The sequence below is a fragment of the Nitrospira lenta genome (genome assembly GCF_900403705.1).
Taxonomy (GTDB): domain Bacteria; phylum Nitrospirota; class Nitrospiria; order Nitrospirales; family Nitrospiraceae; genus Nitrospira_D; species Nitrospira_D lenta.
Genome location: NZ_OUNR01000001.1, coordinates 526,665 through 543,615 on the forward strand (window position 1 = coordinate 526,665; position 16,951 = coordinate 543,615).

Consider the following 16,951-nt stretch of genomic DNA (forward strand, 5'->3'; position numbering starts at 1 on the left):
TGATGCAGACGAGGACTCTATGACCAGACATCTCTTACTTCGCGCCACGCTCGCCCTCTTCCTCTCGCTGGGCGCCGGCAGCCTGTCGCTCGCCCCGGCCTGCGGGAATGAACTGGAACAATCGGACCAGACCATTTCGTTGAATGAAGTGAAAGGCGGTAGGCTGCTCTTCAAGACGGCTCAGCCTGGCCGCTTTCTTCCCGCCCCTACACTTAAGACCGACGTCCGCATCTCCGTCACCGGGCTCATCGCCCGCGCCACCGTCTCACAGGAATTTTTGAACCCGAGCTTGGAGAAAGACGCCTGGGCCGAGGGGGTCTATGTGTTCCCCCTTCCTGAAACCGCCGCGGTCGATCATCTCCGCATGAAGATCGGCGAGCGGATCATCGAAGGCCAGATCAAGGAAAAGGCGGAGGCCAAGAAGGTCTATGAGCAGGCGAAGCAGGAGGGCAAACGGGCCAGCCTGGTCGAGCAGGAACGGCCGAACATCTTTACAACCTCCGTGGCCAACATCGGCCCCGGCGAGCGGATCACGGTCGAAATCGAATATCAGGAAACGATCCGTTACGACCAGGGCGCTTTCTCGCTGCGGTTCCCCATGGTCGTCGGCCCTCGCTACATCCCCGGCACCGCGATGGTGATGGAGGATCAACCGCCCGGCAACGGCTGGTCACTCGATACAGATCGCGTGCCGGATGCCTCAAGGATCACTCCGCCAGTGCAACATCCGAACGCAGGACCGATTAACCCGGTCAGCTTGAACATCGATCTCGCTCCAGGCTTTCCTCTCGGCAAGCTTGAGTCGCCCTATCACCAGGTTCTCACCATCGCCGAACCGGATGGCCGGCAGCACATCACGCTGCGCGAAGATGCGGTCCCCGCCGATCGGGACTTCGTGCTCACCTGGAAACCAACGGCAGGTCAGGCTCCCACCCTCTCCGTCTTTCGCGAACAGCGCGGCAATGAGCAGTACGCCTTCCTGATGGCGATGCCTCCGATTGGCTCGGATCATCAGCCGACAACCGTGGCCCGTGAAACGATCTTTGTCATCGACACCTCTGGGTCCATGTCAGGCACCTCGATCGAGCAGGCTAGGGCCGCGCTGCTGCTCGCCCTGAATCGCCTGACCGCGCAAGATCGCTTCAACGTGATTCAATTCAACAGCGTCACCCATGTGCTGTTTTCCCAAGCCCAGCCGGTTACGCCACAGACCCTGCGCAAAGCCCTGCACTATGTCGACAACTTGAAAGCCAACGGAGGAACGGAGATTCTCCCCGCGTTGAAGATGGCCTTGAAAGGCAGCGCGCCGACCTCTCACCTGCGGCAAGTGATCTTTCTGACGGATGGGCAGGTCGGCAACGAAGACGAGTTGTTCGAGATTATTCGCACCCAGCTCGGCACGAGCCGCCTCTTCACCATCGGTATCGGCTCGGCCCCGAACAGCCACTTCATGCGGAAGGCCGCCGAGTTCGGACGCGGCACCTTCACCCATATCGGCAGCACCAGCGAAGTGCAGGCTCAGATGGATGCCATCTTCCGCAAGCTGGAACGGCCGGTACTGACCGATCTCCGCATCGACGGGATCGACGATCGAGTCGAGATGTTTCCCCCGCGTATCCCCGACCTCTACGAGGGCGAGCCGGTTGTCGTCGTACTGAAGGGGCCTGCGCTTCCGGAGACCGTCACGGTCCAGGGCCTGATCGGGTCCGCTCCATGGACAACGTCGATCACACTGAAGCACCGTGACCCTCGTGAAGGATTGTCCGTCTTCTGGGCGCGGCAGAAGATTGCAGCCTTGATGGATCAACAGCGCTATAACCAGGACGAGGCCGCGACGAAACAGGCCGTGCTCGATGTGGCGCTACCCCATCACCTCGTCAGCAAATACACCAGTCTGATCGCCGTGGATGTGACGCCGGTGCGCCCGGCTGACAAGCTGCTCCAGACTCATGCGATGAAAACGAATCTGCCGGACGGGCAGGACTATCAGGCGATCTTCGGCCTGCCTCAGACCGCCACGAGCGGGCAACTCCAGATTCTGCTGGGACTCGCCACGCTGCTGGCGGCCTGGTTGACGTGGAACGTGCGGGCATGCAGGAAACGCATCGCATGAATCCGATCCGACCTACTCCCCGCGCGCTGACTGGGCTGATGGTGTGCCTCCTCGCTATCGGAGGTTGGCAGATCGGGGAAGGGTCGTGGATTTATGCGAAGGCCGGGCTCGCGCAGCACTTGCTGCAGCGGACCTGGTCCCGCACGCTCGCCGGGGAAACCGGCGCGAAGCCCTGGCCCTGGGCCGACACCTGGCCGGTAGCGCGGTTGATGGTTCCCTCGCTGCATATCGATCAGATTGTTCTGGAAGGCGCCTATGGAAGAACGCTGGCTTTCGGTCCTGGCCATGTCGAATCGGCAGGGGTGATCGGCTCGTCAGGCATCACCATCCTGACCGGCCATCGCGATACTCATTTCAGATTTCTGAAACGATTGCGGCTGAACGATGTGATTGAGCTGGACCAGCCGACCGGCATCCGCCGGCGCTATCGGGTAGCGGAGACGCGTATTGCCGACTCGCGCAGCGCGTCGATCGGCATCGCGCAGGGCCAGGCTCAACTCGTGCTGATCACGTGCTATCCCTTCGATGCCATCCAAGCCGGCGGGCCGCTGCGCTATGTGGTCACGGCTGTGCCTGATGATGAGCCATCGTCAGACCGGTCAGTCCTCTAACTCTGAATCCCGCCTGCGATGCCAGAGACGATACAAAATCGGTAACACCACGAGAATCAGCACGGCCGAGGTCAGCATGCCTCCCACGACGACGCGAGCGAGGGGCTGTTGCGATTGCGAGCCGATCCCCGTCGCCACCGCCGCAGGCAGCAATCCGATGGCGGCGGCGAGGGACGTCATCAACACCGGACGGAGCCGTACTTCGGCGCTTTGCATGATCGCCTCGTCCATCGGATGCCCCTCATGGACAAGGTCTTGAATGCGGCTGATCAGAATCAGCGCCCCCTGCACCGCTACGCCAAAGAGCGAGATAAAGCCCACCGCGGCGGAAATGCTGAAATGCGTACCGGTCAGCGCCAGCGCCAGAATCCCGCCGACCAGTGAAAAGGGCACCGCAATCAATACCAGCACGGCATCCCGCATCGAGTGCAGCACGAAATAGACCAGCAGGAAGATGATCAGCAGCGTGATCGGCACGATCTTGGCCAATCGCAGCTTCTCTTCCTGCAGTTGATCGTATTCCCCATGCCATTCGGTTCGAAACCCTTCCGGCAGTGTGACCTGCTCGGCGATGCGCTGTTGCGCATCCATCACGGTGCTTTCCAGATCGCGCCCGCGCACACTGAACTTAATCGGAATATAGCGCTCGTTGTTTTCTCGATAGACGATGAACGCGCCGGTTTTCTCAGAAATCGTCGCGAGCTGTTTGATGGGAATTCGCGCCCCGTCCGGCGTGCTGATCAGAATGCGCCCGATCGTATCGATGTCACGCCGGTATTCCGGCAGGAACCGCACGACCAGGTCGAACCACTTTTCCCCCTCATACACCTGCGTCACGGCCTGCCCGCCGATGGCGGCTTGAATCACGTCGTTCACATCGCCGACCTGCAACCCGTACCGCGCGCACTCCTTGCGATTCACCTCGATGATCAGATTCGGCTGCCCCATGAGATGAAATGTCCCGAGGTCCTTCACCCCGGGCACCTCTTTCATAATTGTTTCAATTTTGGCGGCTTCGGCTTCCAGCTGCTGAAGATCGTTTCCGTACAGCTTGATCGCATTTTCACCTTTGACGCCTGACATCGCCTCCTGAACGTTATCCTGAATCGCCTGGGAGAAATTGAAGTTGACCCCGGGAATCGCCGCCAGCTCCTTTTCAATTTCCTCAATCAATGCATGTTTGGTGGGAACCGCCGCGCGCCATTCTTTGGAAGGTTTGAGCGTGACCAGGAACTCGGCATTGAAGAAGCTGGTCGGGTCGGTGCCGTCGTCGGGGCGGCCCAACTGCGAGGCCACGTCGATCACCTCGGGATACTTGCGGAAGATCAGCCGCACATCCGTGGCCAACTGGGCCGCCTGCTCGAATGAAATATCGACCGGCATGGTCGCCCGCATCCAGATATTCCCCTCCTCCAACGCCGGCATGAACTCTCCGCCGACGAACGGTACGGTGACGATCGCCACCGCCAGCGCGACACCGGCACACCCGATGACCAGCCACTCATGATTGAGTGCCCAGCGGAGCACGACCAGATAGTGCCCCTTGATCCAGGCCACGATCCAGGTATCCCGCTCTTCCACCTTGTCGGTTATCAGCAAGGTGCAGAGCGCGGGCGCCAGGGTGAAGGCCATCAGCAGTGCGCCGGTGAGCGCCAGGCCATAGGTCATCGACATGGGCGCGAAGATCTTGCCCGGCACGCCGGTCATGGTGAACAGCGGCAGGAACGCCACCACGATGATCGTCGTCGCAAAAAAGATCGGCCGGCCGACCTCACGCGCCGCCCGCATCACGTGCATCGGCACGGTCAGCCCCTGCGAGCGCTTGTGCGAGATGTGATAGAAAATACTCTCCACCATGATAAGCGTCGAATCGACGATGATGCCGAAGTCGATCGCGCCGAGCGAAATCAGATTCGCCGACTCCCCGCGCAGCACCATGATCCCGAACGTAAACAGCAGGGCAACCGGCACGGTGAGCGCCACGATCACGGCCGTGCGCAAGTGCCCGATGAACACATAGAGAATCACGGACACCAACAGCACCCCGGCGATGAGCACGTCGATGACGGTTTCAATGGTGGTGTGGATCAGGACCGTCCGGTCGTAAAAGGTCTTCAGCTGCACCCCGGCCGGCAACCGGCGTTCGTTCAATTCCTGCATCTTCTTATGGACACGGTCGAGGACCGGCAGGGCTTTCTCTCCGCGTTGCAACAGGATGACGCCTTCCACCACATCATCCCGTTCATCGATCCCGACTTTCCCCAAGCGGACGCGATAGCCCACGCTGGTGTTGCCGAGATTGCGCACGAAGATCGGCGTGCCGTCCTTCTCCGTCACGACGGTGTCGGCGATGTCGTCGAGATCGCGCATCAAGCCCATGCCGCGCACATTGAAGCTCTGGGCGCCCATCGTGAGATAGTTGCCGCCCACATCGGCATTGTTTTGCGTGAGTCCTTGAATGACCTGATCCAGCGACACGTTGAATCCCAAGAGGGCTCCCGGATCGAGGTCGACGTGATACTCCTTGGTCGTGCCGCCGTAGGTGCTGACATCGATCACGCCCGGCACCCGCTTGAATTCCCGCCGGATCTGCCAGTCCTGAATGGTCTTCAGATCGGTCAGGCTCTTGCCCGGTCCGATTACTTCGTAGCGAAAGATTTCGGCAATGGCCGACCAAGGCGAGATTGCCGGCTGGACGTTCTGCGGCAGCGTGATCGTCTGCAACCGGTTGAGGACTTCTTGCCGGTCTCGAAAATATTCCGTCCCAAAATCGAAATACACTTTGACGTCGCTCAGCCCAAAGATGGAGAGGGAACGGATATCGGTGAGACCCGGCATACCCTGAAGCGCGATTTCGATCGGCAGGGTGATGGCCCGCTCCATTTGCTCGGCCGACCATCCGCTGTACTGGGTGATGACCTCGATCATGGGCGGAGACGGATCCGGATAGGCCACGACATCCAGCACGTGGAACGCGTAGAGCCCTCCGAACAGCAAGACCAGCCCGGCGAAGCAGACAAACAAGCGCTGGGTCAGCGCAAAGCCGATCACTTTATCGATCATAGACCCTACTCCTTCTCCACCATGCTGTATCGGTGTGGATGGCGCAAACTTGACGCAGAAGTCGGGCCATCACAGGCCGATGAGGACATGCCATAACATGAAATGCGGGAAGAGAAAGAGGGGCTCAGATCCTGAACTGCGAGACTTGGAGATAGAGAGGGGGAACCGCACGCTGTTCATACGGCGCAGTCAAGACAAACCAATTTTGAGAAGAAAGACCCACGGCTTGATCGCGACGAGACTCCGTCTCATGACGAAGCAGCGGCAGCAGATCATCATCGAGCTCTTCGACTTCCGGCTCGACCGCGACGCCCGCCACCGTGAGCGGCTGAAGCAATTCGTCGTTCAAGTCACAGAAATCGACCGCTGCTAACCCGCAGAGGAGCAACCAGACGGCAATGATGAAATAGAGACGATGGGAATGGGCGAAGGAATGGAGCATGAGGGGAACTACGAATTCTGCATCTTGGAGTCGAACTGGCGCTGGCTGTGTATGGAGCCGACGACCCGGATTGAACGGGCGACCTGCTGTTTACGAAACAGCTGCTCTACCAACTGAGCTACGTCGGCGATCCTGACACACGGCGAACGGCGCTGAACTTCAGCAACCTATCCGGCAAACCTGGCGCAATGATAGCGGCGTACCCTGTGACCTGTCAACGAAGGAGCGTCGCTCCGTCACATTTATTGACCTGGCCCGACTCCCGCCGACGATGACGGGGCCCCCTCTCCTCGTCCGGAGGCCTCTTTCTTGACCGGCAGTACCGGTTTCGGATTGTTTCCTTTTGCCATTGGATGGATCCGAACCAAGGCCCCTTGACCGGGAGCCGGCAGACAGACCGGCTGCTGACTATTCCCGATCTGCTCACTCGTCAAGCGGGCCACTTCTCCGCGGGCAAAGGCGCAGAGCTCGCCCGCCACCACCGTCCCGTCGCGGTCGAGATCGGCCGGTCCTTGCAGTCCCCGCAGCAACTGATAGGTGAACAGTCCGTGCCGGCCCGCCTCAAAGGCCCGAGCCTCTTGAAGTCCATTGTTTCCAATCATCCACATCATTTTGGCGCTCGCGTCCGCCGCGCCGATCTCCCATACCGGAGCCGCGCCGGTCGCCGGTTCGGCTCCGGCTGCATGTTCCAAGGAGACATCGAACATGAGAATGGCCCGCTGAATCGGCAGACGCGCCAGTGATTCTTGCAATCGGCGAAGAGAATACACGCGGCTCATCGACAGGGTCGTACCGTCATACGGCACCAGCGAGACCGCGCCGGTCACGCCGTCTACCAGCGCCCGCCCGGCTATATAGATGTAGACGACGGTGTTGGAATCGACACGCTTCGGCAGCCACTCTTCGAACGCCTCGGCAAAGTCCTGTTTGAGCGCATGTCCGTCGGTCAGGATACGCACGCGGTCGGCGGACAGCCCGGCAATGGATTGAAGATAGGCGGCCATGACCTCGGCGTCCCGCGCCGCAAATTTCACGGACGGCACTTGAGGATCACGATACCGGCCCACCCCAATGGCGACCACGACCGCTTTCGGTTGCTTGAGCGCCGCCGTTCCATTCGGCGGCAGATCGACATCGATCGCGGACAGAGCCCCGTCCGCCAGCCCCGGCCTGACGAGGACCGTGAACTTCTTCACCGGCGGGATCTGGGCCAGAGGCGAGACGGAACGCAGGCCGAATAGCAATTCCCCGCGCAGCGACTCTTTCGCCCCGGTCATCGGCTTCGTTACGGTCACGCGCTTGATTTCTCCCGGCAGGACATCGCCGACGGCCATGGGTGACGGAAACCGGTCGGTCAGGACCCCGGCCCCTTCCACCACAACCTCCACGCCTTGCGCCTCCGTGCGCCCTTCATTCTTCACTTCTACATCGATCGTCAACGGCTCATCCGGCTGGAGCATGTGATCCCGGTTGTCATCCCGCAGAAGGACCCGGAAGGTGAGTACCGCCGAAGCCTCTCCCGTTTGATTCGACAGGACCGCCGTCGCACTCTGAGCAGCGGGCAGCCTTTCTAGCGATGTCGACGCCGCCGGCTCCATGGATCGTGCCGGCACAGCCGCGATATCGGGAGCGGCAACGGGCTGCGTGGCGGAAGCCGGTGCGAGGGACGGTCCGCGGCTTGGCTTGGCCTCGGCATATTCACGAATCTTAGTCGAGTCGCTGATCTGTTTGGCCACGCCTTCAGCCACCAGATCGACCGCCTCCTTGATTACCGGTTCCAGCCCCATCACATCGCACGTGGTCTCCTGCACTTCAACTTCGCCGAGACCGGAGCTTTGCAGCTTCTTCGTCCACAATGTCGAGCCATCGCCGGCCAGATACGCAACGTCGAGGCCGACGGTGACTGTTACAGGATAGGATTTCTTGATGCGCCGGGGAATCGCCAGATCGATCTGCTTGAACCCGACCGCGACGTCGATCACCCCGTCCGGCGACCCGGCAGGATCCAATGAGACGCGCTGAAACACGCGGCCCATTTTCTGCTGAAGGGCCGCCACTAAGGGACTGCCGATCTGGATGGTGGCCGGCGCCCCGCACGCGTTTTGGTAGGTAAGGGTCGTCGCGGCCAGCGAAGACGGCACGTGCAAGGCCGGCGAAAGCGCGATTGGCGTAATCCCCGCCAAACCATCGGCACGCTTGAACCAAGCGCAGGCCGTCCATGTGCTCAGCGAAATCCCCATGAGGAGGAGCCCGATGGCAGCACGAAAACACGCCGCTGTAGATCGTCGTTGCATGACTCGTTGCACCACTGCTTTATACAAAACTCGCAGACCGATCACAACTCAGGCTACAAATTGACAGCCCTGCGGCCCTACGTTAAGGTCCCGCCCATGCGCGAGCATCCGACAGAGAGGCCGACCTCGTCCGACTCGATTCCATGGGACGCCGGGCTGCGATTGATCCGTTTTCGCAATCAAACCGGCACAGCCCTCTTATTGCTGCCGACCTGCTGGGCGCTGGTCCTGGCCGAGCGCGGATTTCCTTCGCCGCGCCTGCTTATGATTTTCATCGCCGGCTCATTCCTCATGCGCAGCGCCGGTGTGGTGCTGAACGATCTCGCCGATCAATCGTTCGATCGCCGGGTTGCGAGGACAACAACCCGTCCGCTGGCATCTGGAGAATTGACGAGACGGCAAGCCTTCGTCATTCTGGCGATCCTCCTACTTCCGGCGGCCGGTCTCTTGTGGCTGCTCAATCCGCTGACCCTATGGCTCTCACCGATTGCGCTGGCCTTGGCCGCACTGTACCCCTTTTCCAAACGCGTGCTGCATATTCCCCAGGCGATGCTCGGGCTGGCGTTCGGCTGGGGCACCATCATGGCCTGGGCGGCCGCCAGGGGAACGCTCGAACCGACTGCGTGGACCGTCTTTGCCGCTACCATTGCCTGGGCAATTGCCTACGACACCATTTATGCCATTCAAGATCTGGAAGATGATCGGCGCATCGGCGTGAAATCGTCCGCGCTGTTCTTCGGCTCATCCCTCTGGCTCGCGGTCGGTCTGATGCTGGGCGTGATGCTGGTGCTGTTACTGGCAGCAGGCCTGCAGACCGGAATCGGCTGGCCCTACTTTCTGATGCTGGGCGCTGTGAGTGTATTTTTCGCGATGCAGACTGGAACCCTGCGCGGAGTGGTCACCCCGCCGCAGGCATTCCGAATGTTTCAGGCTCACGTGTGGGTCGGGCTGGCGATCTTTGTCGGACTGATCGCAGGATTTCTCGCGTAACAGCACACTGAACAATTCCTTCAGCGGCGTTCTCGCGGCGCTTAACGGCTTCACGTACCACTACAGAGTACGCCTCCGCCTCTTTGAGCATCCTGCGATGGCTCTTCGCTCAGCTCGCCGGCTTCTCTGCGGCCGGCTCTTCGGCCTTCGGGGCGCGCATGGTGTTCAGATACATGCTCACCGCTTTGGCGTCTGCGTCACTGAGACCCAACGCCGGCATCCTGGTCTCGGCCTTCATCGCCTGTGGATTTTTGAGCCAGCGATAGACCCAGGTCGAGTTCAGCCGGAAGCCCGCGCGATCCAAAGCCGGACCGACCTTGCCGCCTTCGCCATCCAGGCTGTGGCACCCGTTACATCCATACTTATTCTGATAGAGACGCTTGCCAATCTCCGCCTGTTGCGCGGCTTGTTCTGCCGTCATCGTCATGTCCGGACGGGCGATGTTCAGCCCTTTGCCCGGGCGCGTGTTGAAATTATTGAGCATGACTTGCGCGGCATCGAGCGTCTTCTTGGCGGCAACCATCGCTGCCTGTTCTTTCGCATAGGACGCTTCATCCACTTCCACATCCTTCTTCGTCGCTTCACTTTTCTGTTCAGCCTCGTCGCTGGCTTTCTTTTCGGCGGCTTCAAAGGTCTGCTTGGACTGGTCGAAACTCTCCTGGGCCGTCTTGAGTGCATCGGCCAGTTCTTTCTTGCGCTCTTCAACCTTGAATTCCAGCTTCATGCCGTGCAAGGTCCGCACATAGCCGACGATCGCCCAAACTTCATCCTCGGAAAGCGTGTACTTGAACGTGGGCATGGTCGGCACGGCGAAATCGTCGTCGCCGATCTTATCTCCCCCCGGGCTGGTGTCCTTCATATCGCGGGAGATCGTGTTGAAGATATCCTCGTCCTTGAAGGTGCTCATTTCAGACTTGTTCGAAAGGTCTTTAGGCTTGGGGTCCGGCATGGACGACCAATTGAACCCTTCGTTCTGCCGGCCGCTCTCGCCGTGACAATGCATGCAGTAGTGGGCATACAATTCATGCCCCTTCTTCTGCTGCTCATTGGCGCAGCCGCCTGCGGTCATGGCCCAGATTCCAATCAGGCCGGCGACCGCTCCTATGACTTGTACCCTTGCCGCCTTCATGCTGCCTGTCCTTTCTTCAATTTTCTGATCAGGACAAACTGGAATCCCAACGCCAGGGCCGCCGCGAAGGCCGCATAGTAGTACCCGGAATAGTCCGGCGGCGCTTCAGCGCGGAAATACCACCAGGACGAAACGGCCTTCTGAGAGCCCTTCTCGACCAGGTCCCCCGAGCCGTCTTTACGCCCGTCCCAAACCGCAAAGGCAATGTTGATGAAACCGCCAGGAACCAGCTGCGTATCCTCGTCGGCATGCTCCGTGGCGAGCGGTCTGGTAAAGACCACTTTCCACGTTCCGTTTGAAAAGGCGCCGGTGGCTTTCACGTCTTGATGGGTTTGGACCTTCAACGTCCCAAATCCCATGGCGTTCATATCCACGCCCTTCTTATCCTTATTCTTCCAGAACCAGATATTGACCGGGCCGCCTTCCACTTGAGACATCGGCTGACCGTGGGCAAAGTGGGCTTTCTTATCGCCGACCATGAATTCGATGGCCGCGGCATCATCAGGGTCTTCCGTCGGATCGGCGTATTCCAGCAACACGGCCACCTGCGTGCCGTCGTGCAGCGCCCGCACAGAAACATCCTTGACGGTGGTTTCCAGAATGCGATTGGGCCAATGAACCTGCGGAGACATCGGGAATTTCGCCGGCTTGGCCGTGCTCCAGATGGCTGCATTGGGATCATCGACGGGAAGCGTTCCCTTGACCATCGGCGCGCTCACGGATACGCTTTCGCTTTCGCCTTCTTCCGCCAAGCCAGGAGCTGCCCCGGACAGAATGAGAGCCGTCACTGCGACCGCTCCGACTCCGTTCACCCATTGTCTGATCTGATTCGCCGGTATCATACGGGCCTCGTATTCGATTCACAGAAGGACAACGACCGATCGTCGCGTCGCATTATTCCCACGTTCTCGGTGACTGGTGGGCGCCGTCGTACTCGCCCATGATGATCTTCCAGATCCACTCATCCGGCAATTCCACTTCCCAGCGCGGCATCGCCGACTTCCAGGGCATGCCCTCGATCGGGAGACCGACGCCGCCCTTCTTGATCCGCCAGAACAAATAGCTTTCTTGGAGCATGGCGATCGTTGTGGGGTCGGAGAAATTGGCGGGCGGGGGATTGAAGCCGCGAGCCGCCGGGCCTTTGCCGTCAAACTTGCCGCCGTGACAGGGCGAACAGAAGGCGGCGTAGAAGCCCTTTCCCTGCATGATATTTTCAGGCGTCTTCGAGACCGGATTCGACAGGCCGGTGTACTCTCCCGGAGGAGCCGGATGGATGGTGCGGTTTTCCGCGGGAGGCGCATCGCTCGTCGCGGTGCTCCCGTAGGTTTGCCAGCCGACCAACAACGGGAAGAGGATCAAGAAGCCGTAGCGGGCGGCTTGCATGGCACCGATGTTTTCGCCCGTGAGAAAATTCAGAATCGGTGCGAAGAAGGCGTCCTTCGATTCGCGGCTCAGGGTCGCGAAAATGACGATGCCCGTCGTCGTCAGCATGAGGTAGAGAAAAATCAGGCTGGACGGCAAGGGCGCGGAGCCTGGAATATTCGGCACGACGAATTTCAGAAACACATACATCAAAAGAATCAGCACTACTGGTCTCACGAGGGAGCCGCCCATATCCCCTCCTTACTTCGCTTGCGCGACAGTCACGGTTTCAGCTTGAGCCGACTTCACGGGAGCCGCCGGAGCCGCCCCCGGCATTTCCAGTTCAGACGGATTCACCGAGATCGGTTCGCCGCTCATCTGCTGCAGGAACGCGATCACGGAGAGAATTTCGTTTTTTGACAGCCCGATGGGATTCTTATTGATGTAGGGCATGCGGGCCGGATATTCCTTCGGCAGCCCTTCGTGGCGATAGTCGAGATAGATGTAGGCCTGCGGCTGAGTCAAACTTTCGAAGATGAATTCCCGGCTCAGCTTGGCCCCGATACCTTTGAGATCGGGACAGCGGGCGGACTCGCTCGGACCAATGGTATGGCAGAGGGCGCACTGGCCCTTGCTGAAGAAAATCTTCTGGCCGATCGAGGCCATATCGGCCGGCGTCTTGATACTGGCGATATCGATACTTTCTTCCGCCGGTGGCAAGGAGGCCATCTGGGGTACCGCCAAGGCGACCAGCGAGAAGAGGCCGAGGACGATAGCCACAAATCCGATCACCCGCAAAAACTGCGAGCGGATAAAAAGCAGAATAAGGACTCCGCTCCCGATAACCGAGAGGCCAATCAACTGCAATTTGACGACTTCACTCATAGGACTCCTCTGAGCAAGACGATCCGGTTAGATCTGCTTGTCCAATGTTTGAGAGCCACCCGCCATAGCCGGCAACGCCCCATGGCCTTCGCCACTCTTTTCATTGCCGCCGTGCGTATGTTTCGCTTTATCGCCCATGGTGGCCACCCAGAAGATGAACGCCACGATCATGCAGAACATAAACGTGTTGGCAGCCATCAGCGCCGCAGCATACCCCAAGGCAGGAGAGAATGCGTATTGCGATGAGTCTCGCATGACCCCGTACACATGCCAGTGGACGCGTGAGGAGGATCGCGCATAGCCCATCAAGGTCATCAGGAGAATAACCATGATGGCGTTCAGCACCAACGCATATCCAGCGCGCGGAGGCATTTTCCCCCAGACCATCTCAGTGGTAGTTTTTGCGCTTTTCAGGAGCAACGCCGTCAATGGCGTGATGGTGACCATAACAAAGATGACGAGCAACACCTGAGAGGTCGAGAAGTAGTTGATGCGGACAATGGCCGGGACGAAGTAACCCCAGACGCCCAACACCACCACCACGATACCCGCAATGATGAGCACGGCGCCCATCACGGCGTTGGCCAGCTTCGCCCACGTCGCGGTGTCTTCCTTACCGGCCCGCCAGTACATGATGAAGCTCATGAAGGTGACGAGAATCATGAGATTCGACACCGTCATTTTGGCCGACATGACGCCGAAGACGCCCAGCAAGGGATGATGCGTGCCACCCATCTTTCTGGCCTCTTCCAGACTCGCCACGAGTGAGTGGGGAGTCATCCAGACGCCCAGACAGAGCAGCAGGATAATGAGCATGGCCAAAATCGGTTTGCGATAGCGCAGCTCCGACCCAGGGATGCGATGCGTGATGCCCATCCAAAAGTAGTAATTGGAGCCAAGGAACAAGACGCCGATCAACATGGCTTGTAGAATGAACAGCCAAGAGAGGAATCCACCCATGAGGGTGATGCCCATCTGCTGGTTGTACTGATAGATTTCACGCATCAGCCAGTAGCCGGCAAACGGCAAGGGGAGCAGACCGAATACGCCGATGAAATTTCCGACGTACCCCATCCAATCATAATGCTCGCGTTCTTCCGGGGTCCGCGCGGAGAGATAACGAATACCCGCATACGCGCCGCAGATGTAGCCGCCGAGCACGACGTTGGCGATCAGCCGATGGATATTGACCGGCCACCACGTGGGATTCCACGTCGCCGCCCAGGCCCTCGCCATATCCGACCCTTCGGCAATGACGACCGGACTCGCCTGGAACGTCGCCCAGGAGTTCGGGATGATCATGATGAAGAAGGCAAACACGTTCAGCAGGAAACCCAACACCAGGTGAAAGACCTTGCTGCGGCCTTCCGACATGGCATCCCACCCATACCAGTACATGTAGAGGGTGGCGGTTTCGAGCAGGAACAACGCGCAATAGACCATGAACGAGGGGAAAAAGATGTCGCTAAGATACGCCATCAGCTTGGGATAGGCGCCGATGAGGATGAACAACAGAATACCGCCGAACAAGGCAGTGGTCGAATAGGCGGAACTCAACAGCTTGGTAAACTCTTTGGCCAGCTTGTCGTACCGCTTTTCTCCGCTCTTCCAGCCGACTACTTCACACAACCACGCGAAAATCGGCACACCGAGCACGAAACCCGCGAGCAAAAGATGCAGCTGCGCGACGATCCATACCAGGTTCCGGCTCCCGATACCGGGCACGTCACGATAGGCCACGGCCGATGCACCGCCGGAATCCGCCGCCCACCCGACAACCGGAGCGGCAAGCGCCCCCAGGGTCGCCACGAAGGCAGCCACTGCAGCAGGCGATTCGGTACAGAACCGAATAAGCCGTTCAAACATTCCAGGCCGTTGCATCATGGATATCACCTCTCCGTCGCCCAGTCTTAGGGTGTTGCTGGAGCCTTCACCGGTGCCTTGGCATCAGCGGGCTTGGCCTTGCCGGCCTTCCCCTTATCTTTCTCGTTGGCTGCCTCTTCTTCGGCTTTCTGCTTTTCAAGCGCCTCGACCTGTACCGCGAGCTGGGCCACATTCTTTTCAGCCTTATTGAGCGTATCAACTGGCTTGTAGAGCGGCGCGGCTTTGACTTCAGGCTTTTTGCAGCATTCGTGCGGATGGGGCGTACTCACCGGCAGGCCGGACCAAAACAGCATGGAGAGGACCGCGCCCACCAGCGTCGTGGCCGTCAGCATGAGCCCTTGATCGGCCGGCACACGCATCAGATCCCACCGCTTCACCAACGCTTGATAGTCCCCTGCTGCCGGAGCCGCGCTCTGAGCCGCACTCCTGATAACGCGTCCGACAAGAGACACACCCAACAGCATCATGACGATGAGAACCGTGGTGGAGGCGCCGCCCCAAAGAGTGAGTTCGATCCCAATTTTTTCGGCAACGGGAACCGCCTTCAGCATCTCCGTTTCAAAGAGGCTGTGCGACAATTCGATAGACGTCTGCGTGGCAAAGCTCACCACCACCCACAAAATCGGCATAAAAAGCGCGCCCACGAAAGCGGTCTTGAGCCAAAGCGATAACCCAAGTCCCTCCGGAGGCTCTTTGCCGAGCTTATCGAGAAAGAATGTCCTAGCCACGACCCCGGTAGCCCAAATATCTATGGGAATACAAATCAGAAAGAGGAGGGCAATCCCGGCGCCTTCCCCGAGATGCGGCTCGGCCACCATGGCGAGAATCGGCATGGCGAACACGGTCACGGGACTGGCGAGATACATCAAAAACGCCAAGCCGATCCGAGTCTCAAAGTGAATGAGGCCCAGCGCCATGAACAAAAGGCAAATGCCGATCTTGATTGGGAACCCGGTCCAACAGGTGGACCAGAGGACGTTCAATCCAAGCTTGACAGGGGATGGTAGTTCTCGCTCGGTCATAGTTTCATCTAGGGCGCGGTTCACGTCGCCCCGCTCAACTAGTCCAAAAATTCCCGGTTGATAATGGCGGCCACGGTAAAGAGCAGAATCATTGCCATCACGACAATCCAGCCGATCAGGGCAATGGGGCGCTTGAAAATGTTCCGCTCCGGATCTTTGTCGATGAAGGGCAACGCGGCCAGCAGGGCCATGAACGCGCCCGGCAAGGCGATGGCGCCCAGAAACTGACCGAACTCGCCGCCGAACATCTTGAGCCGCAACAATTGAAACAGGAACAGGAAATACCACTCCGGCTCAGGATGATAGTCGCCCGGATCGGGCGTCGCTTCTTCGAGCAGCACCACCGGCTCCCAGAAGGCCAGCGCGCAGATGGTGAAAAACACGGCGATCATCCCGACGATATCTTTCCAGATTTGGCGCGGGAAGAAGTAGTCCGTCTTCGCCTTGATCTCCTCGGTCGTGCCGCGGAAAGGACCGGCAGGACCGGCCGCTCGGAACAGGAAAATATGCAAACCGGCCAGGCCCATCAAGGCCGCAGGCAGAATCATCACATGTACGACAAAGAAGCGGCTGAGCGTCATTTGTCCTGGAATCGCCCCCCCCTTGAGGAAGCGGGCCATGAAATCTCCGATGACCGGCGTCTTGTCCATGATTTCCACGCCGACCGTAGTCGCCCAATAGGCGCGCTGATCCCACGGAAGCAGATAGCCGGTAAACCCAAAACCCATGACGATGCCGAAGAGAGCCAGACCAACCAGCCAGATCAATTCACGCGGGCTCTTGTAGGCACCCCAGAGAAAGACCTGAGACATATGCGCAAAGACGCAGACCACCATCGCAGTGGAGCCCCAGAAGTGGTAACTAAGGAGGAACCACCCGTAATCGACTTCATGAATGATGTATTGCGTGCTGGCAAACGCGTGGTCGGCGGTCGGCACATAGTAGAACATCAGCAGAATGCCGGTGACGGCCTGCATGATGAAAATGAACAAAAGAATGGAGCCGAAGACGTAGGCCCAGCGAGAGCCTCCGGGAACCGGCTCATTGAGCATCTTCGCTTGAATCGTCTTAAGGCCGACCCGCTCATCGACAAAGGCAATGACCTTTTCGAGTGCGGAAAGCTCAGTTGAGGAGGGCGGTGTCTGTTGCATAGTGA

The 16,951-nt window shown here is 59.2% G+C and carries 13 protein-coding genes and 1 tRNA gene; 3 read left to right on the plus strand and 11 right to left on the minus strand.

The annotated features are described in order from the left end of the window. Nucleotides 1-19: 19 nt before the first annotated feature. Both NITLEN_RS02575 and NITLEN_RS02580 read left to right on the plus strand, forming a co-directional pair. A complete protein-coding gene (locus NITLEN_RS02575) occupies nucleotides 20-2,113 on the plus strand; it encodes a marine proteobacterial sortase target protein (protein WP_121988007.1) in 2,094 nt (697 codons plus the stop codon). Further along, complete coding sequence (locus tag NITLEN_RS02580) at nucleotides 2,110-2,724, plus strand: class GN sortase (protein WP_121988008.1); 615 nt, start codon at nucleotides 2,110-2,112, stop codon at nucleotides 2,722-2,724. The genes NITLEN_RS02575 and NITLEN_RS02580 overlap by 4 nt, the downstream gene beginning before the upstream one ends. Here NITLEN_RS02580 and NITLEN_RS02585 read toward each other — a convergent pair. The 4 genes from NITLEN_RS02585 to NITLEN_RS02600 all read right to left on the minus strand — a co-directional run bounded on the left by NITLEN_RS02585 (nucleotide 2,713) and on the right by NITLEN_RS02600 (nucleotide 8,523). Continuing rightward, the gene (locus NITLEN_RS02585) at nucleotides 2,713-5,787 is read right to left on the minus strand and encodes an efflux RND transporter permease subunit (protein WP_121988009.1); all 3,075 of its coding nucleotides are present in this window, start codon (nucleotides 5,785-5,787) and stop codon (nucleotides 2,713-2,715) included. The genes NITLEN_RS02580 and NITLEN_RS02585 overlap by 12 nt on opposite strands. 124 nt (nucleotides 5,788-5,911) lie before the next feature. Next, a complete protein-coding gene (locus NITLEN_RS02590; protein WP_121988010.1) occupies nucleotides 5,912-6,229 on the minus strand; it encodes a hypothetical protein in 318 nt (105 codons plus the stop codon). A gap of 52 nt (nucleotides 6,230-6,281) precedes the next feature. Beyond that, nucleotides 6,282-6,357 (minus strand) — tRNA-Thr (locus NITLEN_RS02595). Nucleotides 6,358-6,471: 114 nt separating this feature from the next. Continuing rightward, a complete protein-coding gene (locus NITLEN_RS02600) occupies nucleotides 6,472-8,523 on the minus strand; it encodes a caspase family protein (protein WP_121988011.1) in 2,052 nt (683 codons plus the stop codon). Nucleotides 8,524-8,619: 96 nt separating this feature from the next. On the opposite strand from NITLEN_RS02600, the gene ubiA reads away from it, so the two are divergent. Next, the gene (gene ubiA, locus NITLEN_RS02605; protein WP_121988012.1) at nucleotides 8,620-9,513 is read left to right on the plus strand and encodes a 4-hydroxybenzoate octaprenyltransferase; all 894 of its coding nucleotides are present in this window, start codon (nucleotides 8,620-8,622) and stop codon (nucleotides 9,511-9,513) included. A 109-nt stretch (nucleotides 9,514-9,622) separates the two neighbouring features. Here ubiA and NITLEN_RS02610 read toward each other — a convergent pair whose 3' ends face one another. The 7 genes from NITLEN_RS02610 to NITLEN_RS02640 are packed head-to-tail and all read right to left on the minus strand — an operon-like array spanning nucleotide 9,623 to nucleotide 16,946. Then, entirely contained in the window at nucleotides 9,623-10,642 is a 1,020-nt protein-coding gene (locus NITLEN_RS02610) for a c-type cytochrome (protein WP_121988013.1), read from the minus strand. After that, nucleotides 10,639-11,484, minus strand: coding sequence for an ethylbenzene dehydrogenase-related protein (locus tag NITLEN_RS02615; protein WP_121988014.1), 846 nt, complete (start codon nucleotides 11,482-11,484; stop codon nucleotides 10,639-10,641). The genes NITLEN_RS02610 and NITLEN_RS02615 overlap by 4 nt, the downstream gene beginning before the upstream one ends. 52 nt (nucleotides 11,485-11,536) lie before the next feature. Further along, nucleotides 11,537-12,256: a c-type cytochrome gene (locus tag NITLEN_RS02620; protein WP_121988015.1), complete on the minus strand. Its 720-nt coding sequence runs from the start codon at nucleotides 12,254-12,256 to the stop codon at nucleotides 11,537-11,539. Between the two features lie 9 nt (nucleotides 12,257-12,265). After that, nucleotides 12,266-12,889: a c-type cytochrome gene (locus NITLEN_RS02625; RefSeq protein ID WP_121988016.1), complete on the minus strand. Its 624-nt coding sequence runs from the start codon at nucleotides 12,887-12,889 to the stop codon at nucleotides 12,266-12,268. A 27-nt stretch (nucleotides 12,890-12,916) separates the two neighbouring features. Beyond that, on the minus strand, nucleotides 12,917-14,773 hold the full coding sequence (locus NITLEN_RS02630; protein ID WP_121988017.1) for a cytochrome ubiquinol oxidase subunit I: 1,857 nt from the start codon (nucleotides 14,771-14,773) through the stop codon (nucleotides 12,917-12,919). A 26-nt stretch (nucleotides 14,774-14,799) separates the two neighbouring features. Then, nucleotides 14,800-15,795, minus strand: coding sequence for a hypothetical protein (locus NITLEN_RS02635; RefSeq protein WP_121988018.1), 996 nt, complete (start codon nucleotides 15,793-15,795; stop codon nucleotides 14,800-14,802). Nucleotides 15,796-15,833: 38 nt separating this feature from the next. Further along, on the minus strand, nucleotides 15,834-16,946 hold the full coding sequence (locus NITLEN_RS02640; protein ID WP_121988019.1) for a cytochrome b: 1,113 nt from the start codon (nucleotides 16,944-16,946) through the stop codon (nucleotides 15,834-15,836). Nucleotides 16,947-16,951 lie beyond the last annotated feature (5 nt).

What these genes read in the sequence shown, in the direction of transcription:
- NITLEN_RS02575 (WP_121988007.1), top strand. Translation starts at nt 20, where the DNA reads ATGACCAGACATCTCTTACTTCGCGCCACGCTCGCCCTCTTCCTCTCG.
- NITLEN_RS02580 (WP_121988008.1), top strand. Translation starts at nt 2,110, where the DNA reads ATGAATCCGATCCGACCTACTCCCCGCGCGCTGACTGGGCTGATGGTG.
- NITLEN_RS02585 (WP_121988009.1), bottom strand. Translation starts at nt 5,787, where the DNA reads ATGATCGATAAAGTGATCGGCTTTGCGCTGACCCAGCGCTTGTTTGTC.
- NITLEN_RS02590 (WP_121988010.1), bottom strand. Translation starts at nt 6,229, where the DNA reads ATGCTCCATTCCTTCGCCCATTCCCATCGTCTCTATTTCATCATTGCC.
- NITLEN_RS02600 (WP_121988011.1), bottom strand. Translation starts at nt 8,523, where the DNA reads ATGCAACGACGATCTACAGCGGCGTGTTTTCGTGCTGCCATCGGGCTC.
- ubiA (WP_121988012.1), top strand. Translation starts at nt 8,620, where the DNA reads ATGCGCGAGCATCCGACAGAGAGGCCGACCTCGTCCGACTCGATTCCA.
- NITLEN_RS02610 (WP_121988013.1), bottom strand. Translation starts at nt 10,642, where the DNA reads ATGAAGGCGGCAAGGGTACAAGTCATAGGAGCGGTCGCCGGCCTGATT.
- NITLEN_RS02615 (WP_121988014.1), bottom strand. Translation starts at nt 11,484, where the DNA reads ATGATACCGGCGAATCAGATCAGACAATGGGTGAACGGAGTCGGAGCG.
- NITLEN_RS02620 (WP_121988015.1), bottom strand. Translation starts at nt 12,256, where the DNA reads ATGGGCGGCTCCCTCGTGAGACCAGTAGTGCTGATTCTTTTGATGTAT.
- NITLEN_RS02625 (WP_121988016.1), bottom strand. Translation starts at nt 12,889, where the DNA reads ATGAGTGAAGTCGTCAAATTGCAGTTGATTGGCCTCTCGGTTATCGGG.
- NITLEN_RS02630 (WP_121988017.1), bottom strand. Translation starts at nt 14,773, where the DNA reads ATGATGCAACGGCCTGGAATGTTTGAACGGCTTATTCGGTTCTGTACC.
- NITLEN_RS02635 (WP_121988018.1), bottom strand. Translation starts at nt 15,795, where the DNA reads ATGACCGAGCGAGAACTACCATCCCCTGTCAAGCTTGGATTGAACGTC.
- NITLEN_RS02640 (WP_121988019.1), bottom strand. Translation starts at nt 16,946, where the DNA reads ATGCAACAGACACCGCCCTCCTCAACTGAGCTTTCCGCACTCGAAAAG.